This window comes from Rhizobium phaseoli (assembly GCF_010668805.1).
Classification (GTDB): Bacteria; Pseudomonadota; Alphaproteobacteria; order Rhizobiales; family Rhizobiaceae; genus Rhizobium; species Rhizobium phaseoli_A.
Window position 1 is genome coordinate 97,899 of the sequence record NZ_WUFT01000014.1, and the last position, 21,826, is coordinate 119,724.

Annotated in this window: 20 protein-coding genes; 12 read left to right on the forward strand and 8 right to left on the reverse strand. The window is 62.0% G+C overall.

Annotated elements, in window-relative coordinates:
- Positions 1-56 precede the first annotated feature (56 nt).
- Together GR197_RS21710 and GR197_RS21715 are read right to left on the reverse strand one after the other, a co-directional pair.
- Entirely contained in the window at positions 57-251 is a 195-nt protein-coding gene (locus tag GR197_RS21710) for a hypothetical protein (protein WP_164013239.1), read from the reverse strand.
- Positions 252-320: 69 nt separating this feature from the next.
- A complete protein-coding gene (locus tag GR197_RS21715; protein WP_164013241.1) occupies positions 321-944 on the reverse strand; it encodes a TetR/AcrR family transcriptional regulator in 624 nt (207 codons plus the stop codon).
- Positions 945-1,071: 127 nt separating this feature from the next.
- Between GR197_RS21715 and GR197_RS21720 the strand changes: the two genes are divergently transcribed.
- Positions 1,072-1,287 carry a hypothetical protein gene (locus tag GR197_RS21720; protein ID WP_164013244.1) on the forward strand — a complete coding sequence of 72 codons (216 nt, stop codon included), beginning with the start codon at positions 1,072-1,074 and terminating at the stop codon, positions 1,285-1,287.
- 54 nt (positions 1,288-1,341) lie between these two features.
- On the opposite strand, the gene GR197_RS21725 is transcribed toward GR197_RS21720, so the two are convergent.
- The gene (locus tag GR197_RS21725; protein ID WP_164013245.1) at positions 1,342-1,869 is read right to left on the reverse strand and encodes a winged helix DNA-binding protein; all 528 of its coding nucleotides are present in this window, start codon (positions 1,867-1,869) and stop codon (positions 1,342-1,344) included.
- 87 nt (positions 1,870-1,956) lie between these two features.
- Here GR197_RS21725 and GR197_RS21730 point away from each other — a divergent pair, with 87 nt between their 5' ends.
- A complete protein-coding gene (locus GR197_RS21730) occupies positions 1,957-5,568 on the forward strand; it encodes a hydantoinase B/oxoprolinase family protein (RefSeq protein WP_164013247.1) in 3,612 nt (1,203 codons plus the stop codon).
- On the opposite strand, the gene GR197_RS21735 is transcribed toward GR197_RS21730, so the two are convergent.
- Positions 5,565-6,422 carry an SDR family oxidoreductase gene (locus GR197_RS21735; protein ID WP_164013249.1) on the reverse strand — a complete coding sequence of 286 codons (858 nt, stop codon included), beginning with the start codon at positions 6,420-6,422 and terminating at the stop codon, positions 5,565-5,567. The genes GR197_RS21730 and GR197_RS21735 overlap by 4 nt on opposite strands.
- 115 nt (positions 6,423-6,537) lie before the next feature.
- On the opposite strand from GR197_RS21735, the gene GR197_RS21740 reads away from it, so the two are divergent.
- Together GR197_RS21740 and GR197_RS21745 are read left to right on the forward strand one after the other, a co-directional pair.
- Entirely contained in the window at positions 6,538-6,786 is a 249-nt protein-coding gene (locus GR197_RS21740; RefSeq protein WP_164013251.1) for a type II toxin-antitoxin system Phd/YefM family antitoxin, read from the forward strand.
- Between the two features lie 204 nt (positions 6,787-6,990).
- Positions 6,991-7,830 carry an IclR family transcriptional regulator gene (locus GR197_RS21745; RefSeq protein ID WP_164013253.1) on the forward strand — a complete coding sequence of 280 codons (840 nt, stop codon included), beginning with the start codon at positions 6,991-6,993 and terminating at the stop codon, positions 7,828-7,830.
- 22 nt (positions 7,831-7,852) lie between these two features.
- Here GR197_RS21745 and GR197_RS21750 read toward each other — a convergent pair whose 3' ends face one another.
- Positions 7,853-9,061, reverse strand: coding sequence for an amidohydrolase/deacetylase family metallohydrolase (locus GR197_RS21750; protein ID WP_164013421.1), 1,209 nt, complete (start codon positions 9,059-9,061; stop codon positions 7,853-7,855).
- Positions 9,062-9,234: 173 nt separating this feature from the next.
- On the reverse strand, positions 9,235-10,104 hold the full coding sequence (locus GR197_RS21755; protein ID WP_164013255.1) for a sigma-70 family RNA polymerase sigma factor: 870 nt from the start codon (positions 10,102-10,104) through the stop codon (positions 9,235-9,237).
- Between the two features lie 126 nt (positions 10,105-10,230).
- On the opposite strand from GR197_RS21755, the gene GR197_RS21760 reads away from it, so the two are divergent.
- Entirely contained in the window at positions 10,231-10,689 is a 459-nt protein-coding gene (locus tag GR197_RS21760) for a carboxymuconolactone decarboxylase family protein (protein ID WP_164013424.1), read from the forward strand.
- A gap of 90 nt (positions 10,690-10,779) precedes the next feature.
- On the opposite strand, the gene rhaI is transcribed toward GR197_RS21760, so the two are convergent.
- Entirely contained in the window at positions 10,780-12,072 is a 1,293-nt protein-coding gene (gene rhaI / locus GR197_RS21765) for an L-rhamnose catabolism isomerase (protein WP_164013268.1), read from the reverse strand.
- 216 nt (positions 12,073-12,288) lie between these two features.
- Positions 12,289-14,385, reverse strand: a complete 2,097-nt coding sequence (locus GR197_RS21770) for a bifunctional rhamnulose-1-phosphate aldolase/short-chain dehydrogenase (RefSeq protein WP_164013270.1) — start codon at positions 14,383-14,385, stop codon at positions 12,289-12,291.
- A gap of 197 nt (positions 14,386-14,582) precedes the next feature.
- On the opposite strand from GR197_RS21770, the gene GR197_RS21775 reads away from it, so the two are divergent.
- The 7 genes from GR197_RS21775 (at position 14,583) to GR197_RS21805 (ending at position 21,771) form a co-directional block, all read left to right on the forward strand.
- Positions 14,583-15,395, forward strand: a complete 813-nt coding sequence (locus GR197_RS21775; protein WP_164013272.1) for a DeoR/GlpR family DNA-binding transcription regulator — start codon at positions 14,583-14,585, stop codon at positions 15,393-15,395.
- Positions 15,396-15,441: 46 nt separating this feature from the next.
- Positions 15,442-16,437, forward strand: a complete 996-nt coding sequence (rhaS, locus tag GR197_RS21780; RefSeq protein ID WP_164013274.1) for a rhamnose ABC transporter substrate-binding protein — start codon at positions 15,442-15,444, stop codon at positions 16,435-16,437.
- Between the two features lie 74 nt (positions 16,438-16,511).
- The gene (locus GR197_RS21785; protein WP_164013277.1) at positions 16,512-18,047 is read left to right on the forward strand and encodes a sugar ABC transporter ATP-binding protein; all 1,536 of its coding nucleotides are present in this window, start codon (positions 16,512-16,514) and stop codon (positions 18,045-18,047) included.
- A 25-nt stretch (positions 18,048-18,072) separates the two neighbouring features.
- Positions 18,073-19,074 carry an ABC transporter permease gene (locus GR197_RS21790; protein ID WP_164013279.1) on the forward strand — a complete coding sequence of 334 codons (1,002 nt, stop codon included), beginning with the start codon at positions 18,073-18,075 and terminating at the stop codon, positions 19,072-19,074.
- The gene (locus tag GR197_RS21795) at positions 19,071-20,078 is read left to right on the forward strand and encodes an ABC transporter permease (RefSeq protein WP_164013281.1); all 1,008 of its coding nucleotides are present in this window, start codon (positions 19,071-19,073) and stop codon (positions 20,076-20,078) included. Before GR197_RS21790 ends, GR197_RS21795 begins: the two co-directional genes overlap by 4 nt.
- Positions 20,075-20,395: an L-rhamnose mutarotase gene (gene rhaM, locus GR197_RS21800; RefSeq protein ID WP_164013284.1), complete on the forward strand. Its 321-nt coding sequence runs from the start codon at positions 20,075-20,077 to the stop codon at positions 20,393-20,395. Before GR197_RS21795 ends, rhaM begins: the two co-directional genes overlap by 4 nt.
- Positions 20,392-21,771, forward strand: coding sequence for an FGGY-family carbohydrate kinase (locus GR197_RS21805; protein ID WP_164013286.1), 1,380 nt, complete (start codon positions 20,392-20,394; stop codon positions 21,769-21,771). The genes rhaM and GR197_RS21805 overlap by 4 nt, the downstream gene beginning before the upstream one ends.
- Positions 21,772-21,826: the final 55 nt, after the last annotated feature.

A 21,826-nucleotide genomic window follows, 5' to 3' on the forward strand; every position in this document is an offset into this window, starting at 1 on the left:
GTAGATTTTAGGCCCGGTCGGCCCAATGTCGTCCGAGACCGCCGACAGTTTTGGCATCACGCTCTGGCGGCCCGGCCTGCTTCCAGCGCAGCTATTTCGTCGGAGATTTCGCTCAACCGCTGACGCAGATCGCTGTCGGTGCCGTCATCGACCTCTTCCTCGCCGAAACAATAGCGGGCGTCATGGAGCTCCAGCTTGGCTTCGAGCTCGGCGCGTTTGGCATATAGGCGCTTGAGATAGACGTGGTTCATCTCCCGGTCTCCACTTTGTCCTCCGGTGATGGATGAACGGTATGGAAGCGGTAAGGTTCCCGAAGGAATTCAGGCGAAAGACGCGATCGCCGCGTTGCAGGCCTTGGCGAAATGACCGCAGCAGCCGGCAGCGCCCATCGCCTGGCGGCTGACACGCGCCCCCTCGAGCAGCAACGTCAACGTATCGGCAAGAAGCTCGGGCTCGCGCGCATCGGCCGCCGAACAGAGCGCGGCCAGGCGATCGCGCTGTTCGGCCTTGTGCCGTTCGATCATCTCGTGGGCGGGATGGCCCTCGCCCTTCAGTTCGATGGCGGCATTGGCGAGATCGCAGCCGGCGGGCTCGCCGTTCAGACATTGCGCCCGCGTTTCCACCCAGGCATACAGCTGGGCGCGCGGATTGCCGGGATAGGCAACCTCCAGCTCACGCCAGATCGCACCCGCCTTTTCGGAGGCGCGGCGTAGCGTCTCGCAGACGAGTTCGTCCTTCGAGCCGAAATGCCGGTAGAGCGTCATCTTGTTGGTCAGAGCGGCGTCGGCGATGGCATCGACGCCGATGCCGCGGATGCCGCGCTCACGGAAAAGCTCCGACGCGGTCGAGACGATACGCTCCCTCGGCGGGATTCGATTTTCTGGAGCGGCTACGGAGATTTCATTCAAAGTTTCTGATCTTTTCGCGGACGTAGTCCTTGACATCGATGTGACCGATCGGTAACAAATGCATTGTTACTTACCGGTAACACCACAAAACGCGAAAGTCAATGTCGAGAACACGGCAGCGGAAAGTGGAACACGGGCGACCGCCCACGAAAGGAGGACAACCATGAGAAAGACCAGAGACGACCTGACGATATCCGAAGCCCTTCGCGACCCCCTGATCGCCATGGTGTTGCGCGCCGACGGCGTGAAGCTTGAAGATTTCAAGCAACTCCTGGAGACGGCGGCCGGTAAACGCGAACCGCGCCCGACCTCAGTGGGCAACATGATCGGAGCGCTCGCAAGCCGCACCAATCTGCCGGCGATGCCCTGCTTCGGCTGAACAATCCGCTTAAAATCTCGGGGGATCTTTCCCTGCCCCCGCCAAGGGCTGCCGTCACAAAGAGGCGGCGGCCCTTGCCGCTTGATCGTAATGCCCGGAAAGCACCCGGAGCGTCGCCGCCACCGCCGATGTCACCGCGGGATCGAGCCCGATCCCCTTCATAGACTCCACCAGCAACGCCTCCCGCACCGCCCGGTATTTCAGGCAGGTTTCAAAACCTTTTTCGGTGGCGGCGATCAGCTTCTCCTTGCCTGCCCGTGCGCTTGTCACGAGGCCACGTCTTTCCAGCTTCTTGATCGCGTAGATCACCAGATGCGTATCCTCGACGCCGAGCACGCTGCAGAGGTCGCCGAGCCGCTTCGGCCGCTGCCGGTGGGCCACCGAATGCAGCACCAGCACGTCGATTGCAGCACAGCCGGGCTCGCCCGCTGCCGTCATGCAGCGGACCATCCAACGATCGAAGGCATTGCCGGCGAGGATCAGGCCGAATTCCAGCTCCGAAAGAGCCGGCAGCGCGCCATCTGCCAGGTGTGCGGAGGAGACGATCGGTCCGATTTCCTGTCGCCCGCGCTGATCTGCCATGCCGCCCCTCCATGATTTCGAGAAGATAACGTTGACATTTTATCGATAAATCGTCAATAAATTTTCAGTTCAATGGGAGGCCGGATGATGGGCAGACAGTGGGATTTCTGGGTCGATCGCGGCGGCACTTTCACCGATATCGTCGCGCGCCGTCCCGACGGTTCGCTCACCGCCCACAAGCTGCTCTCGGAAAATCCGGAAGCCTATCGCGACCCGGCGGTGCACGGGATCCGTGAGCTACTTGGTGTAGCAGCCGGCCAACCAATCCCTTCCGATCTCATTGGCGCGGTGAAGATGGGAACGACGGTCGCCACCAACGCGCTGCTGGAACGCAAGGGCGATCCGACGCTGCTGGTGACGACGAAGGGTTTTCGCGATGCGCTGGAGATCGGCTACCAGGCCCGCGCCGATATCTTCGCCAAAAAAATCGTCAAACCGGAACTGCTCTATTCCGACGTTATCGAGGCCGACGAGCGCGTGCTGGCGGACGGCACGGTGGAACGCGGCCTCGACGAACATGTCTTGCGGCAAGCACTGGAAGCCGCCTACAGCAAGGGCCTGCGCGCGGTCGCCATCGTCTTCATGCATGCCTATCGCTATCCCCAGCATGAGCAGCAGGCCGCCGCCATCGCGCGCGCGATCGGCTTCACGCAGATCTCGCCGTCGCACGTGGTTTCACCGCTGATCAAGCTTGTCGGCCGCGGCGACACCGCCGTCGTCGACGCCTATCTGTCTCCGGTTCTCCGGCGCTATGTCGATCAGGTCGCCGCCGAGCTCGGCACTGGCGAAGGCGAAGGCCCAAAGCTGATGTTCATGCAGTCCTCCGGCGGGCTGACCGACGCGCACCTCTTCCAGGGCAAGGACGCGATCCTCTCCGGCCCCGCCGGCGGCGTGGTCGGCGCGGTCGAGGTCTCGCGCATCGCCGGTTTCAACAGGATGATCGGCTTCGACATGGGCGGCACTTCGACCGATGTTTCGCATTACGACGGTGAACTGGAACGCGCCTTCGAGACCGAAGTCGCCGGCGTGCGCATGCGCGCCCCAATGATGAAGATCCACACCGTCGCTGCCGGCGGCGGTTCGATCTTGAGCTATGACGGTTCGCGCTTCCGGGTTGGTCCTGAATCAGCCGGCGCCACGCCCGGCCCGAAATCCTATCGACGCGGCGGCCCACTCACTGTTACCGACGCCAACATCATGGCCGGTAAGCTGCTGCCGGAGTTCTTCCCTGAAATCTTCGGGCCGTTGCAGGACCTGCCGCTCGATGCCGAGACGGTGAGTGCCGCCTTCGCCGACATGGCGCAGACGATCGGCGGCGGGCGGACGGCGGAAGACGTCGCCGACGGTTTTCTCGCCATCGCCGTCGAGAACATGGCCAATGCCATCAAGAAGATCTCCGTCCAGCGCGGTTATGACGTTTCGGACTATGCGCTCACCTGCTTCGGCGGCGCCGGTGGCCAGCATGCCTGCCTTGTCGCCGACAGCCTCGGCATGAAGACCGTGCTGATCCACCCCTTCTCCGGCATTCTCTCGGCCTATGGCATGGGTCTTGCCGATATTCGCGCCACGCGCCAGCGCGCGGTGCTCACGGAACTCGCCACGGCGTTGACGACGATCGCCGACATCCGGGCCGGGTTGGCCGAGGAGGTGCGCGAGGAATTGACGCTGCAGGGTGTCGAGGCTGGCGATATGGAAATCGTCACCCGCCTGCACCTGCAATACAAGGGCACCGACACCGCCCTGCCCGTCGCCTTCGGGCCGCAGGAAGAAATGGCGCAGGCCTTTGCCGCCGCCCATAAGAAGCAGTTCGGCTTCATCTTTGAAGACCGGCCTGTTGTCGTCGATTCCATCGAAGTCGAGGGCATTGGCGGCGGCGCCGACATCGAGGAAGCGGACATACAGGCGGAAGCCTCCGAGCCGGAAGCCCTTCGCACGACCCGCTTCTATTCCGGCGGAACATGGCGCGAAGCCGGCATTTTCAGGCGCGACGGGCTGAAGCCGGGCGCCGTCCTCAAGGGACCTGCCCTCATTATCGAACCACATCAGACGATCGTCGTCGAAGCCGGCTGGCAGGCAAGGCTTACCGGCCACGACCATATTGTGCTCACCCGCGAGATTCCGCTTTCCCGCAACGCGGCGATCGGCACCAGCGCCGACCCGGTTATGCTCGAAGTCTTCAACAATCTGTTCATGGCGATCGCCGAGCAGATGGGCGTGACGCTGCAGAACACGGCTCATTCCGTCAACATCAAGGAGCGGCTCGATTTCTCCTGCGCCGTCTTCGACCGCACCGGCGCGCTCGTCGCCAATGCGCCGCATATGCCGGTGCATCTCGGCTCGATGGACCGGTCGGTCGAAACGATCATCCGCCTCAATGAAGGCCGCATCCGCCCGGGCGACGTCTTTGCGCTCAACGCTCCCTATAATGGCGGCACGCATCTGCCCGACATCACCGTCGTTACGCCGGTTTTCGACGATCCGGGAGAGGTCATTCTGTTTTACGTCGCCTCGCGTGGTCATCATGCCGATATCGGCGGAAAGGCGCCGGGCTCGATGACGCCGCGGGCGACGAAGGTCGACGAGGAAGGTGTGCTGATCGACAATTTCCTGCTGGTCGACAAAGGCCGTTTCCGCGAGGGCGACTTCGCAGCGATGCTGACTGACCATGCCTATCCCGCCCGCAATCCGGCCCAGAACCTCGCGGACGTCAAGGCGCAGATCGCCGCCAACGAAAAGGGCGTGCAGGAATTGCGCAAGATGGTCTCCCATTTCGGGCTCGACGTCGTCGAAGCCTATATGGGCCATGTGCAGGACAATGCCGAAGAGAGCGTGCGCCGAGTGATCGCCCGGCTGAGCGACAGCGAATTCACCTATCCCACCGACCAGGGCGCCGTCATCAAGGTGAAAATCACCGTCGACAGAAAAGCGCGTGAGGCGACGGTCGATTTCACCGGCACCAGCGCGCAGCAGCCGACCAATTTCAATGCACCGGAACCGGTGACGCGCGCCGCCGTGCTGTATGTCTTCCGGGTTATGGTCGAGCAGCCGATCCCGATGAATGCCGGCTGCCTGCGGCCGATCAGGATCATCGTGCCCGACGGTTCGATGCTGCGCCCGGCCTATCCCGCCGCCGTCGTCGCCGGCAATGTCGAGACCAGCCAGCATGTGACCAACGCGCTGTTCGGGGCGCTCGGCACGCTGGCGGCAGCCCAGGGCTCAATGAACAACCTGACCTTCGGCAACGCCGTTTATCAATATTACGAGACGATCTGTGCCGGCGGCCCCGCCGGTCTGCTCAATGATGGCACTGGCTTCAGCGGCGCCGATGGTGTGCACACCCACATGACCAATTCGCGGCTGACCGATCCTGAAGTGCTGGAATTCCGTTTTCCCGTCGTGCTCGAGGATTTCCACATCCGCCGTGGCTCCGGCGGCAAGGGACAGTATAGCTCCGGCGGCGGAACCGAGCGCACCATCCGCTTCCTGGAGACGATGGATTGCAGCATTCTCTCCTCCCACCGCACGATCCGGCCGTTCGGCCTCAACGGCGGGGAAGACGGGCAATTGGGAAAAACCGAGATCCGCCGCGCCGATGGCAAGGTCGAAAGGCTGGAGGGCGCTGATCAGGCAATGCTTGCCGCCGGCGATGCCGTGATCGTCACGACGCCGACCGGCGGTGGCTACGGCAAACCGGTTTAGAGGATCGGTTTGCCGCCGGTGACCGCGATTGTCGCGCCGGAGACATAACTCGACAAGGGATCGGCCAACATCACATAGGTCGTTGCCAGCTCGGCCGGCTGGCCGGGCCGTTTCATCGGCACCTGCTTGCCGAAGTTGCTGACGCTTTCCTCAGGCAGGGTCGAGGGAATGAGCGGCGTCCAGATCGGCCCCGGCGCCACGGCATTGGCGCGAATGCCTTTCTCGGCCAGAAGCTGGGCGAGGCCGGCGGTGAAATTCTGGATCGCGCCCTTGGTTGTCGCATAGGCAAGCAGTGTCGGGTTCGGGCTGTCCGAATTGATCGAGGCGGTGTTGATGATGGAACTGCCGGGCTTCATATGGGGAACGGCCGCCTTGGTCAGGTAGAACATCGCATGGATATTGACCTTGAAGGTCAGTTCCCACTCCTCGTCGCTGATCTCGTCGATACTCTTGAAGCTCGCCTGATGCGCGGCATTGTTGACGAGGATGTCAATACCGCCGAGCTCCTTGACCGCCGTCTCGACGATCTGCCGGCACAGAGCCGGATCCTGGATATCGCCGCTGACGAGCACGGCCTTGCGACCGGCCTCCTCGACGAGCCGCTTTGTCTCGTCGGCATCCTCATCCTCGTCGAGATAGGAAATTACGATATCGGCGCCTTCCCTGGCATAGGCTATCGCCACTGCCCGGCCGATGCCGCTATCGCCACCGGTGATGATCGCCCGCTTGCCTTTCAGTCGGTCGGAGCCGCGATAGCTTTTTTCGCCATGATCGGGGACGGGATCCATCTGCGCGGTAAAACCCGGCATCGGCTGTTTCTGGGATGGGAACGGCGGTGTCGGATAATTCGTCATCATGATCTCCTGGGTTCAGGGGTCAAACTCAAGCTACGGCTTGTTGTTCCAAGCGGGATTACGACTGCATAGTTTTCGGATAAGATGACCGGGAAATAGACATCGAGGACACATCATGATGCGTGTCGATCTAGAGGAAGCCGAGGTCCGTCTCAGCGAATTGCTCGGTCGCGTCGAAGCCGGAGAGACTTTCGAGATACTGCGGCATGGGAAGCCGGTCGCGCAACTTGTGCCCATGAAGACATCGGTAAAAGCGATCGATATAGAACGGCTGAAGACATTGACCGCCTCGATGCAGCCGCCTGACGAACCGGTCGATTCCGCAACGTTCATTCGGGGTATGCGCGACACAGATCGCTATTGATGCTTTCCGTCGGGAATCGTCGCCGAAGGTGGTGGCTGAAGGGTAATCCGTGAGTTTTTCTTTCCTAAAGTTCGTCTCACATAACTCTTCAAGCTTCTGTCGCCGTCGCATCCGCCCGCACGATCAACCTACAAGATGTTGCGATTTGCCACAGCGACCGCTATGCCATAGTAATGTAACATGGTCGCAGTTTTAACGAGGTTCATGGAATTGGACGGAAAGACATCACCCGCAGTTTACACCGAAGATGAGGCCCACGCCGACGACGTCGCGGGCAAGGGTGTGCGTCGCGCCCGCGTCAGCGGCATCGACCGTGCGCTTCAAGTGATCGATCATCTTTATGAGACCGGGTCGCCTGCCGGCGTCTATGCGATCGCCAAGGCGGTGAAGGCGCCGCTGTCGACCGTTTACGTCATCGTCGACGATCTGGTCGAGAAGAACATGCTGACGCGTCAGGCGGACGGCTCGATCTGGCTCGGCGCCCGCCTCTATCATTACGGCCTTGCCTATGCCCGGTCGCTGGATTTCATGAGCATCGCCACCCACGAGATGCACGATCTCTGTCGCCAGGCCGGCGAAACCGTGCAGGTCTGCGGCCGCGACGGCGATTATATGCTGGTGCTTGCCATGGCCGACGGCCCGAGCCACTTCCAGGTGGCGTCGCGCGTCGGCACCCGCGTGCCGCTGAACTGGACGGCGTCTGGCCGCCTGCTCGCCGGCCACCTGCCGGAGGAGGAGCGCATCGAGCTGTTCAAGCGCTGCGCCCGCTCGTCACCGACCGGCCGCGCCGAGATCGATCCGAGCACCCTGTCGGAAGCCGCTGGCAAGGCCTTCGAGGCGCGCCTGTCGATCCAGGCGGGGGAATCCGATTATGCAGTTGCCTGCATCGCCTCGCCGATCTGCGATCGCGACGGCCAGTGCGTCGCTACCATTTCCATCGTGCTACCGGAGCAGAAGGCCTTTTCCGACGAGAACCACTATACCGCGCACGTGCGCAGTTCGGCGGAGCGGATCGAAAAGCTGATGGGCTGGCGCAACCGCTGAACGCTTCGCTCATCAGCGGATCCTACCGGTAGGAATAACCGTGGCTGTGGCGCACGAGCTTGCGTGCCCGCGGCACGTAGCGGCCGGCAGTAAAGGCATCGGCGCCGATTACCGCATACCGCGGCTCGAACAGCTTGCCGAGGACGGAGACGTCGCCGTTGGAATCCGTCGCCTCAAGGTCGGAATCGACGAGGTCGAAAATCGTGAATTCGGCCTGCGCGCCGACCGAGAGCCGGTTCTCCATCGACAGCTTGATGACCGATGCCGGCGCGTGGGTGACGGCCTCCACCACCTTGTCGAAGGGCATGCCAACGCTGAGCAGCTTCGACATCGTCGTCGCCAGGTCCCAGACCGGGAAGTTCATCGAATGGCCGTGCAGGTCGGTCGAAATCGAGAACGGCAGCAGCCCGCGCGCGATCGCCGCTTCCGCCACCTTGAAGGAGAAGGAGGCGCCGCCATGGCCGATGTCGAGGCGGATGCCCTCGGAGGCGCAGCGCTCGGCGAGATTGAAGAGATCCTCGTCCTCCATGATGCTCGAGCCGGCCTTGCCGTTGAAGCAATGGGTGACGACGTCGCCGGGCCCGAGAATCTCAAGCACTTCGTCATAAAGCGCCGGCGGCTCGCCGACATGCACCATCATCGGCACTTTCAGGATCTTGGCGATCTTCTTGCCAAGCTTGACGGGGGTGACACCCCAGGAGCCGGTGATGACATGGCTGGCGCGCACCTTGATGCCGACGATGTGCTCGCTGTTTTCGGCATAGACTTCGAGGATGCGGTCGAGATCGATATCTCTTATATCCCTGAGTTCGGCGACGCGGTTGCAGGCAACGAGGCCGATCGAGCCAAGGTTCAGGAAGGCCTTGATGCGCTCACGCGCGGGCTCGATGATATATTCGCGGAAGCCATGGAAATTCGCCTCACCGGCCGAACCGGCATCGACCAGCGTGGTGACGCCGCGCTCGACGCCGCATTCCGAGGGACGGATGGAAATGTCGGTGCCGCCGTGCCAGATATGCACGTGGAGGTCGACCCAGCCCGGCGAGACGAAGGCGCCTTTGCCGTCGATGCGCCTCACATCCTCAGAGATCGCGAGTGACGAACCGATTTTAGCGATCCTGCCATCGGCATCAACGAGAATGTCGATCGCCCCCTCGGCTGTGCCCGCACCGAAAGCCATCGGTTTGACATTGGTGAGGAGAAGCGGCTTCTTCGCCTGGTCGCTTGACATGGTCATATTGCCTGAATTCCATAGTTATGCTATATAAATCTTTATAATAGAATAAAGCTGAGGGCGCTGCTGTCAAGGACAATGACACGGGATCCGCCGCCGAGAAACCGTCGATGGCGCACTTGTTCCAAAGCGCGCCTGTTCGCGAAGATCCGGCAAATCAGCGTTTATTTTCAATCCCGAAGGATCGAGTAGTCAAGCCGTTGGAGGTGATCCGGATCGGCAATGGCGTCGATCGCAGCGATCCTGCCATCGGCGATCGTCAGCACCCCGACGACGCGGAGCTGGCGGCCGATTTGCACGACAAATCCGAGCTCGCCGTCGACAACGGCAATTTCTGCCGCCTGCGCCCGCCCCTTGAAGGCTGCGGCCACATCGGCCGCTCCGCGGGTTTCGCCGATGGTGCCGAACCGCGCCGCCGTCGCATCCGGCCGGAAGACGACATCGGGGGCAAGCACGGCAAGCAACGCCTCAAGATCGCCGTTGCGCGACGCCGTCAAAAACGCCTCCGCGATCGTGCGTTTGCGGCCGAAATCAACATCCGGCGCTTCGTCTGCCCCTTGCACCCGGCGGCGGGCGCGGCTTGCAAGCTGACGGGCAGCGGCGGACGAACGACCGATGATCGGCGCGATCTCGTCGAAGGGCAGATCGAACATGTCGTGAAGCACGAAGGCGACACGTTCGGCGGGCGCCAGCGTCTGCAGCACGATGAGCAACGCCACGCCGACCGATTCGGCGAAGGCTGCATCGCGCTCCGGATCGTTTGCCGGATCGGTGATCGCGGCATGGACCGGCATCTCCAGCGGTTCCTCACGGCGGGTCTTGCGCGTGCGCAGCATGTCGAGGCAGATGCGCGCCACCACCGTCGTCAGCCAGCCGCCGAGATTACCGACATCTGCCGTATCCGTACGACTGAGCCGCAGCCAGGCTTCCTGGACGGCATCTTCGGCCTCGCTGCGCGAGCCGAGCATACGATAGGCAGCGGCCCTCAGATGCGCCCTGTTCGCTTCGAATTCGTCAGCCAGCCATTTTTTCTCGTCCATTTGTCACATTCCTCCGCTGCATTCCGTCAAAGCCATGACGAACGAAACCCGGCCGATGTGACAGCGCCGGCCGAGCGTCAAACGACAAACACATCAAGGAGACATATCATGCAGGAAAGAGTGGTCATGCAGGAAAGAATGGGAAATCCCGCCCTCGTCATTCCCGAAGCCATGCAGGCACTGGCTGCCCTCGGCAAGGTGCCGGCCGAGACCGGTCTGTCGCCGAAGCTGCTCGAACTCGTCTATCTCAGGGCCAGCCAGATCAACGGCTGCAGCGCATGTGTCGACGGCCATCCTCGCGTTGCGAAGAAACTTGGAGAGACGGACGAACGGCTCTTTGCCGTCAGCGCCTGGCGCGACTCGCCCTATTTCAGCGACGGCGAACGGGCAGCCCTTTCGCTGACCGAGGCGGTGACCCGCGTCAGCGACCGCGCCGACCCGGTGCCTGACGATATCTGGGATGAGGCGACCCGGCATTATGACGGCAGGAGCCTTGCGGCACTCGTCATCGCCATCGCCAATATCAATGTCTGGAACCGGCTGAACATCGCCACCCGCCAGATCGCCGGGGCTTGGAAGCCGTAAGCGGCAGGGCAGCCGGCAGCGCTTCGCCCCTGCGCTGCCGGCAACCAACTCAATCAGTTTGGCTTCAGGTCGTGAGGGACGACCTATCGTTCAGATGATACCGCCACCACCGGCAGCGGAGGCCGGGCGTTCGGCCGCCACTTTCCTGCGGTAGCCGCTGGCGCGGTAGGCAGCGATCGGGTCGATCGCGCCGCCGGCCCTGCGCCGAGCTTCGGCGAGGATCGGCTCGACATCGGCGCGATAGGCCCGCTTCAGGGTCTCCGACGCCATCAGCGCGTCATTGTCCTGCTGGTATCCGTCGAGCGCCTTGCGGTCGACGATCAGCGCCTGCGCATAAGCGCGGCGGATTTCGTTGGCGCTGTTGATCAGGCTTTCGATCGGGTCGGTGACATTGTGCGACTGGTCGATCATATGGGCCGGGTTGAAGTCGTTGACGCCGCGCTGCTCGGCATCGACCAGCTCGTTGAAGACGAGGAACAGCCGATAAGGATCGATCGCGCCGGCGTCGAGATCGTCGTCGCCATATTTCGAATCGTTGAAGTGGAAGCCACCGAGTTTGCCGAACTGGATCAGCCGGGCGACGATCATCTCGATATTGGTGTTCGGTGCATGATGGCCGAGATCGACGAGGCAATGGGCCTTGGGGCCGAGCGTCTGGGCGATCAGGTAATTGGTGCCCCAATCCTGGACGATCGTCGAATAGAAGGCCGGCTCATACATCTTGTGTTCGGAGAACAGCTTCCAATCGTCGGGCAGCGCCTTGTAGATATCGGCCATCGAGGCGAGGTAACGTTCGAAAGCCTTGGTGAAATTGCTCTGGCCGGGGAAGTTCGAGCCGTCGCCGATCCAGACCGTCAGTGCCTTGGAGCCGAGCGCATTGCCGATCTCGATGCATTCGAGATTGTGCTCGACCGCCTGCGCCCGCGTTGCCGCATCGGTATGGCTGAGCGAACCATATTTGTAGGAATGGGCTTGGCCCGGCGCATCGGAAAAGGTGTTCGAATTCATCGCATCGAAGCCGAGGCCGAGCGCATTGCCCTTGGCCTTCAATTCGCTCACATCCGCCTTATCCCAGGGAATATGCAGCGAGACGTTTGGCGTCGCCTGGGTCAGCTGGTTGATGACGGCGCAATCGTCGAGCTTGTCGAAGATGCCGCGCGGCTCGCCGGTGCCGGGGAAGCGGGCAAAGCGCGTGCCGCCGGTGCCGACACCCCAGGAGGGAACGGCGACGAAGAATTCCGCCACCCTGCGGGTAACCGCTTCGATATCGATGCCCCGGCGGGCAAGGTTCGCACCCAGCGCCTCGTAATCGGCTTTCAATGCGGTTGTCCGCTTGTCGTTTTCTGTCGCGACCAGATCCTGCGCGATCCTGAACTCGGCCATTTTTTCCTCCCGGTTATGCAATTTCTACATTGGGACTGCCGTGGGGCCTGCCCCTCATCCGCCTGCCGGCACCTTCTCCCCGTTCAGACGGGGAGAAGGGGATATGCCGCACCGTCTCCGTCCCACTCCAACATTTCGTTGGGCAAGTCCCCTCTCCCCGTCTGAACGGGGAGAGGGTTAGGGTGAGGGGCAGACACATCCGCCGCCGATTAGATATTACCGCGTAAAGCTCTGCACGTTGCCGGCATCGACATTGATGATGTTGCCGGTCGATTTTGCCGAAAGGTCAGAGGCCAGGAAGTAGATCGCCTCGGCGATATCCTCCGGAAACACGTTGAGTTTCAGCATCGAACGCTTGCGGTAATGTTCCTCGAGATCATCCACTTCGATCTTGGACGAGGCAGCGCGCTGTTCGCGCCATTCGCCGCTCCAGATCTTCGAACCCCGCAGCACCGCATCCGGGTTGACGGTGTTGACGCGGATGCCGGCATCCGCACCTTCCAGCGCCAGGCAGCGGGCGAGATGGATTTCGGCAGCCTTTGCGGTGCAATAGGCAGACGCATTCGGCGAGGCGGCAAGGCCGTTTTTAGAAGCGACGAAGACGATGTTGCCGCCGAGCGCCTGACGGCGGAACAGGCGGAAGGCTTCGCGCGAAACCAGGAAATAGCCGGTCGCCAGAATATCGATATTGCGGTTCCACGTCGCAAGCTCGGTGGCTTCGATCGGCGCAGACGAAGCAATGCCGGCATTCGAGACGAGAATATCGATGCCGCCGAATTCGACGCAGGCTTCTGTGAAGGAGGCAATCACCGCATCTTCCTTGGTGACATCAAGGCGAACGCTGCGCACCGCATCAGCGCCAAACTTCTTGACGAAATCGGCTTCGGTGCCCTCGAGCGCCGCCTGGTCGATATCGGCAAGCACCACGCAGGCGCCCTCGCCGACGAGACGTGCGGCCGTCGTCCGGCCGATGCCGCCGGCGCCGCCGGTGACGAAGGCCACGCGGCCGGCAAGGCTCTTCGGCTTCGGCATGCGCTGCAGCTTGGCCTCTTCGAGCAGCCAGTATTCGATATCGAAGGCTTCCTGTTCCGGCAGGCCCTGATATTCCGAGACCGTCGAGGCACCGCGCATGACGTTGATGGCGTTGACATAAAATTCGCTGGCGATGCGGGCCGTCGCCTTGTCGCGGGCAAATGACAGCATGCCGACGCCGGGAACGAGAAAGATGACCGGATTGGCGTCGCGCATGGCGGGTGAATTGTCATGCTTGCAGTCATTATAATAGCGTGCGTAATCGGCGCGGTAATCCTCCAGCGCCTTGTCTAGGCCGGCAACGATCGCGTCGACATCCGGCTTTTCAGGGTCGAAATCGACGATCAGCGGGCGGATCTTGGTTCGCAGGAAATGATCGGGGCAACTGGTGCCTAGCGCGCCGAGCGGGCGCAGATCGCGGGAGTTGACGAATTCGAGCACGGCTTCCTGATCGTCGAAATGTCCGAGTTTGCGCTCCTGCTGGCCGATGCGACCCCGGATTTCCGGCATCAGCCGGGCGGCGATGGCGCGGCGTTCGCCAACGGCCAGGCTTTGCGCGACGGCGCCGCCGAAAATCGTCTTGCCCTCGGTCTTGTCGGCAAACCAGACGATCGCCTTGTTGATGATATCGAGCGTCAGCTCGTAGCAGGCCTTGGCGTCGTTTGCCCAGGTGAACAGACCGTGGCTTTCGAGCACGACGCCCTTGGCATTCGGGTTTGCGGCGACGAAAGCACCGAGGTCGAGGCCGAGCTGGAAGCCCGGGCGACGCCATGGCAGCCAGCCGATCGCGTCACCGAAGACCTGCTGTGTCAATTCTCTGGAATTCTTCGAGGCGGCAATCGCGATGATCGCATCGGGATGCATGTGGTCGACATGGGTAAAAGGCACGAAACCGTGCAGCGGCGTGTCGATCGAGGCGGCGCGGCCATTCAGGTTGAAGGTGCAGTGCGGCAGGAAACCGACCATGCGGTCTTCGTCCTCGACACCCTTATAGATACCTTTCAGCGATTCCAGCTTGTCCTGGTAGAGGGTGGCGAAACCGTCGAGCTTGATCGTGCCGACGTCGCCGCCCGAACCCTTGACCCAGAGAACCTTCGCCTTGCCGCCGGTCAGCGGATCGGTTTCTATTACCTTCGCCGAGGTATTGCCGCCGCCGTAATTGGTGATGCGCTTGTCGGCGCCGAGCAGGTTGGAGCGATAGAGCAGCTTGCCGGGCTCATCGAGGCCTGCCGCATAAGCATCATCCCACCGGTTATCCAGAAGCCGGACGTTCGCCGCCATATCATCCTCCCATAAAGGCTTGTGAGGCGCCGCGATCAGCGCGCCCTTTCGCTCACGGTATCGCGCATCAAAAGTGCGCTTGTCAATCGAAAACGATCAAAATCGATTATGCTGCATCGCAATATGAAAATTTATGATCGTTTGTGATTGACACGCATTAACGGATGCGAAATAAATATGACCAGAGGAGGAGCCCCATGCACGAACGCGAACGCCACCGCATTATCTTAAGCGCCGTTCAGGAAAAGTCGGTCGTTACGATCCAGGACATTTCCGAGCTGACGGAAGCTTCTGAAGCAACGATCCGGCGCGACATTGCGGCTCTTCATGTGCAAGGCAAGATCCGCCGCGTCCGCGGCGGCGCGGAGGCAGTGCATCCGCCGCAACTCGGCAATCTTGCCGGCCGGCCCTTCCGGGTGTCAGAATCGGTCAACATCGATAAGAAACGCGCAATTGCACGCGCGGCCGTCGATCTCTGCGAAGCGGGCGACGCCATCATCATCAATGGCGGCACGACCACCTTCCAGATGGTGCATTACATGGCCGGCCATCGCTTGCAGGTCATGACCAATTCTTTCGCGATCGCCGAACATCTGGTGAAGCATTCCAAAAACACAGTGACGGTGCCGGGCGGCGCGATCTATCGCGAGCAGAGCCTGATCCTGTCGCCTTTCGACAATGACGCGATCCGCAATTTTTATGCGCGGCGCATGTTCATCGGCGCCCAAGGCGTCGGCCCGCTTGGCATCATGGAGGCGGATGCGCTGATCATTCAGAGTGAGCAGAAGCTGATGCACCAGGCCGACGAACTCGTCGTTATGGCCGATTCAAGCAAATTCAATCGCCGGTCGAGCCTCATTCTCTGCGCGCTCGACCGCGTTTCTGTGATCATCACTGATGACGCGATTTCGGACGAGGCAGCTCGCATGGTCGAGAATGCCGGCGTCCGGCTCGTTGTCGCCAGCCCGGTGGCCCAGGCTGTGAGGGAGGATTCCTCGTCGGTCGCATGAGGCGCCGCCGAGGTGTGGAAGTCTAATCTTTAAGGGAGGAAAGTACATGAAACTCGCAAAGACACTTGCGCTCGGTGTAGCGCTCGCCGTCGCCATGATGGCCGGCACTGCAAGCGCCAAGGACATCAAGATCGGCCTGGTGGTGAAGTCGCTCGGCAACGGCTTCTTCGACGCCGCCAACAAGGGTGCCCAGGAAGCCGCCAAGGAACTCGGCGGCGTAGAAGTCATCTACACCGGTCCGACGTCGACGACGGCGGAAGGCCAGATCGAAGTCATCAACTCGCTGATCGCCCAGGGCGTCGACGCCATTGCCGTCTCGGCCAACGATCCAGACGCGCTCGTTCCGGCGCTGAAGAAGGCTGCCCAGCGCGGCATCAAGGTCATCTCCTGGGATTCGGGCGTCGCGCCGGAAGGCCGTATCCTGCAGCTCAACCCGTCGTCCAACGAGCTGATCGGCAAGATGTGCCTGACGCTCGTCAAGGACCACCTCGACGGCGGCAAGGGTGATTTCGCCATCCTGTCGGCAACGACCACCTCGACCAACCAGAACATCTGGATCGACCAGATGAAGAAGCAGCTCAAGGATTTCCCGGGCCTCAACCTCGTCACCACGGTTTATGGCGACGATCTCTCGGACAAGTCCTATCGTGAAGCCGAAGGCCTGCTGAAGTCGAACCCGAACGTCAAGGTCATCGTCGCTCCGACGACGGTCGGCGTTCTCGCCGCTTCGAAGGTCGTCGAAGACAAGGGCCTTGTCGGCAAGGTCTACGTCACCGGTCTCGGCCTGCCGTCCGAAATGGCCGGCGCGATCAAGTCGGGCGCCACCAAGGAATTCGCCATCTGGAACCCGATCGACCTCGGCTATTCCGCAGCCCAGATCGCCTATCACCTGGTCAAGGGTGACGCCGACGGCAAGCCGGGCAGCGAAATCACTGCCGGCCGCATGGGCAAGATCAAGATCGGCGACAACGGCGAAGCCGCCATGGCTGATCCCTTCGTCTACAATGCCTCGAACATCGACCAGTTCTCCAAGGTCTTCTGATCCGGAGCAAACACAGAAAAACCCGGCGGCCTTCAAGCCGCCGGGATTTCCCATTCGACACTGGTAGAAATCTGATGAACGCCGCCTTTCAACAAACCGCCACGGACAGCAAAACCGGCGATGCGCCCGCCATTCTGGAAATGCGCGGCATCTCCCAGATCTTTCCGGGCGTGAAGGCGCTCGACAATGTCAGCATCGCCCTCCACCCCGGCACGGTGACCGCGCTGATCGGCGAAAACGGCGCCGGCAAATCGACGCTCGTCAAGATCCTGACCGGCATCTACCGGCCGAACGAAGGCGAGATCCTGGTCGACGGCCGTCCGGTGACCTTTGCCAGCGCCCAGGCGGCGATCGATGCCGGCGTCACCGCCATCCATCAGGAAACCGTGCTTTTCGACGAGCTGACGGTTGCCGAAAACATCTTCCTCGGCCATGCGCCGCGCACCCGGCTACGCACCATCGACTGGCAGGCGATGAACAGCCGCTCGAAGGCGCTGCTCATCGCGCTCGAAAGCAATATCGACCCGACGATCCGGCTCAAAGACCTCTCCATTGCGCAGCGCCATCTGGTGGCGATCGCCCGTGCTCTGTCGATCGAGGCCCGCATCGTCATCATGGACGAGCCGACGGCAGCCCTTTCCCGCAAGGAGATCGACGATCTCTTCCGCATCGTCCGGGGCCTGAAGGAACAGCGCAAGGCGATCCTCTTCATCAGCCACAAGTTCGACGAGGTTTACGAAATCGCCGATGATTTCGTCGTCTTCCGTGACGGCCGTGCCATCGGCCAGGGCCGTCTCAAGGAGACGCCGCAGGACGAGATCGTTCGGATGATGGTCGGCCGCGACGTCGAGAACGCCTTTCCGAAGATCGATGTCGCCATCGGCGGTCCGGTTCTGGAGATCCGCAACTACAGCCATCGCACCGAATTCCGCGACATATCCTTCACCCTGCGCAAAGGCGAGATTCTCGGCATATACGGCCTGATCGGCGCCGGCCGTTCGGAACTGTCGCAATCGCTGTTCGGCATTACCAGGCCGCTCTCCGGCACGATGATGCTCGAAGGCCGCGAGGTCGCGATCCATTCGCCGCAGGACGCCATCCGGGCCGGCATCGTCTATGTGCCGGAAGAGCGCGGCCGCCACGGGCTGGCGCTGCCGATGCCGATCTTCCAGAACATGACGCTGCCGTCGCTCACCCGCACCTCGCGCCGCGGCTTTCTCAGAGCGGCAGAAGAGTTTGCGCTGGCGCGCAAATATGCCGAGCGGCTGGATCTGCGGGCTGCCGCCCTTTCCGTGCCGGTGGGCACGCTGTCGGGCGGCAATCAGCAGAAGGTCGTCATCGGCAAGTGGCTGGCGACGTCGCCGAAGGTCATCATCCTCGATGAACCCACAAAGGGCATCGACATCGGCTCGAAGGCGGCCGTGCACGGCTTCATCAGCGAACTCGCCGCCGAGGGCCTGTCGATCATCATGGTCTCGTCCGAGCTGCCGGAGATCATCGGCATGTCGGACCGCGTTCTGGTGATGAAGGAAGGCCTGGCCGCCGGCATTTTCGAACGCGCCGAGCTGACGCCGGAAGCGCTTGTGCGCGCCGCCACCGGCAATGCGTGAGGCCCACAATGCGTAAGGTAAGAGCATGGCAAGACTGATCAGAAAACGCGAAACCCTGCTGTTTCTCATCATTGTGGTGATGATTGCGATCTTTTCGACGCGGGCTGCGGACTTCGCAACACCGGACAATCTCGCCGGCATTTTCAACGATACCTCCATCCTGATCATCCTGGCGCTGGCGCAGATGACAGTCATCCTGACGAAGTCGATCGACCTGTCGGTTGCCGCCAATCTCGCCTTCACCGGCATGGCGATCGCGATGATGAATGCCGCCTATCCCGATCTGCCGCTCGTCGTGCTGATCCTTGCGGCGATCGTCATCGGCGCCTGCCTCGGCGCCATCAATGGCTTTCTCGTCTGGGCGCTGGAAATCCCGCCGATCGTCGTCACACTCGGCACGCTGACCATCTATCGCGGCATGGCCTTCGTGCTCTCGGGCGGCGCCTGGGTCAACGCTCATCAGATGACGCCGGTCTTCCTGTCGGTACCGCGCACGCCGATCCTCGGCCTCCCCGTCCTCGGCTGGGTCGGCATCGTCATCGTGCTGTTGATCTATGTGCTGCTCAGATATACCCAGTTCGGCCGCTCGGCCTATGCGACCGGCGGCAATCCGACCGCGGCCGTCTATGCCGGCATCGATACCGGCTGGACGAAATTCCTGGCCTTCGTGCTGTCAGGCGCGCTCGCCGGGCTTTCAAGCTATCTCTGGGTGTCGCGTTATGCCGTCGCCTATGTCGACATCGCCAACGGCTTCGAGCTCGACAGCGTCGCGGCCTGCGTCATCGGCGGCATCTCGATTGCCGGCGGCGTCGGCTCGGTCGCCGGCACCGTGCTCGGCGCACTCTTCCTCGGCGTCATCAAGAATGCGCTGCCGGTCATCGGCATTTCACCCTTCACCCAGATGGCGATTTCCGGAACCGTCATCATTCTCGCCGTCGCCTTCAACGCCAGGCGCGAGCGCAACCGCGGCCGCATCATCCTGCGCGACCGCGCCGCAGCCGAGATCAGAACGGAGGCCGCAGCATGAGCACCGTGTCCACACGCGAAAAGCGGGTCATCCCAGACCGGCTCGGCACACCCTTCCGCCGCATCGCCGCGAGCTGGGAAGTGCTGCTCTTTGCCGTCGCGATCCTGATCTTCATCTTCAATTCCCTGGCCTCGCCCTATTTCCTCGACGCCTGGAATCTTTCGGACGCCACCTTCAACTTCACCGAAAAGGCGATGATCGCCTTTGCCATGGCGCTACTGGTCATCTCGGGCGAGATCGACCTTTCGGTCGCCGCGATCATCGCGCTCGCCTCGACGGCGATGGGAGCAGCCGCGCAGCTTGGCGTCGGTACACCGGGCCTGGTTCTGATCGGCATCGGCACCGGCCTTGCCTGCGGCACCTTCAACGGCGTGCTGGTCTCGGTGCTGAAACTGCCGTCGATCGTCGTCACCATCGGCACGATGAGCCTTTTCCGCGGCATTTCCTATATCGTGCTCGGCGACCAGGCCTATGGCAAATACCCTGCTGATTTCGCCTATTTCGGCCAGGGCTACGTCTGCTGGGTATTCTCCTTCGAATTCGTGCTGTTCTTCGTGCTGGCGATCCTCTTCGCCATCCTGCTGCATGCGACGAATTTCGGCCGGCAGGTCTATGCGATCGGCAACAATGATTTTGCTGCCCGCTTCTCCGGCATCCCGGTCGAGCGCGTCAAATTCATCCTTTTCCTGCTGACCGGCATCATGAGCGGTGTCGCCGCTGTCTGCCTGACCTCGCGCCTCGGCTCGACCCGGCCGTCGATCGCTCAGGGCTGGGAACTCGAAGTCGTCACCATGGTCGTGCTCGGCGGCATCTCGATCCTCGGCGGCTCCGGCACGATCGGCGGCGTCGTCATCGCCGCCTTCGTCATGGGCCTCGTCACCTTCGGCCTCGGCCTGTTGAATGTGCCCGGCATCGTCATGTCGATCTTCATCGGCCTGCTTTTGATCATCACCATCGCCATCCCGATCATCGCCCGCCGCGTCAAGCTCATGAGCTCCCGATGACTACAGAAAAACACGCCTTCAAGATGCAGCTCAACCCTGGCATGGAAGCCGAATACCGCAAGCGGCACGACGAGATCTGGCCGGAACTGGTCGATCTCCTGCATCAGTCGGGCGCCAGCGACTATTCCATCTATCTCGACCGCGACACCAACACGCTGTTCGGCGTGTTGACGCGGCCGGCCGATCACACTATGGCGCGCCTGCCCGAGCATCCGGTCATGAAGAAATGGTGGGCGCACATGGCCGATATCATGGCGACCAACCCCGACAATTCGCCGGTGCAAAGCGACCTCGTCACCCTCTTCCATATGCTATGAACACCACCTCCTATCGCCGCATCGCCGTTCTCGACATCGGCAAGACCAATGCGAAAGTCGTCGTGCTCGACAGCGAAACGGGCGCCGAGATCGCCGTCCTGAAGCGGCCGAACATGGCAATCAAAACCGGTCCCTACCCGCACTACGACATAGAGGCGCTCTGGTCCTTCGCCCTCGACGCGCTGAAGAGGCTTGCGGGGGAAACGGGTTTCGATGCCATCTCGGTCACCACCCACGGCGCCGCCGCCGCGCTGCTCGGCGAGGACGGTACGCTCGCCATGCCGGTCATCGACTACGAACACGAATATCCCGCGGAAATCCGTGATGTCTATACGGCACTGCGTCCCGCCTTCGACGAAACCTTCTCGCCGCGCCTCGCGATGGGCCTCAACATCGGGGCGCAGCTGCACTATCAGAAGACCGCCTTTCCCGAGCAATTCGCTGGGGTGGCGACCATCCTCACCTATGCGCAATATTGGACGGCGCGGCTGACAGGGATCGCCGCCAATGAGCTCACCTCGCTCGGCTGCCACACCGACCTCTGGAACCCGAAGGCCGGCGACTATTCCTCGCTCGTCGACAGGCTTGGCATCCGCGCCCTGATGGCGCCGATCCGCTCCGCCTTCGACGCACTCGGCCCGGTCCTGCCCGAGATCGCAACCGAGCTCGGCCTTGCAGCACCGGTACCAGTCTATTGCGGCATTCACGATTCCAATGCCTCGCTGCTGCCGCATCTGGTCCATCGGAAAGCACCCTTCGCCGTCGTCTCCACAGGCACCTGGGTCATCAATTTCGGCGTCGGCGGCGATCTCGATCATCTCGATCAAAAACGCGACGCGCTCGCCAATGTCGATGCTTATGGCCGGGCCGTTCCCTCCTCGCGTTTCATGGGCGGGCGGGAATTCGAAATCCTTTCGGCCGAGATCGGTCCTGTCGACGATGAAGCCGCCCAAGCGGCGATCGGCCCGGTCATCGAAAAGGGCATGATGCTGCTGCCCAATATCGCCGCCGGTTCCGGACCCTTTCCCGGAAAGGCAAGCCGCTGGATCGGCGCGCAGGAAGCAAGCCGCGAGGAGCGTTATGCCACGGCCTGCCTCTATCTCGCTTTCATGACCGACGCCTGCCTCGGGCTGATCGGCGCAAAGGGCCCCATTATCGTCGAAGGGCCTTTTGCCCTGAACGAGACCTATCTGACCCTGCTTGCCGCCCTTGCCGGCCGCGAGGTCCTGGCCGTTCCCGGCACAACCGGCACCAGCCAGGGCGCGGCCCTTCTCACCGGCATCCGGCCGTTATCGGGTGCCGCGACGCATGTTCCGCCGACCGATATCGCAGGCCTGGCAGCTTATCGCGATCGCTGGTATGCGGCGATGGAATAAGAGCTTTTCCAACAACGACCCAAGAACGGTCTTGTTCGTTCTTGCCTTGCCGTTA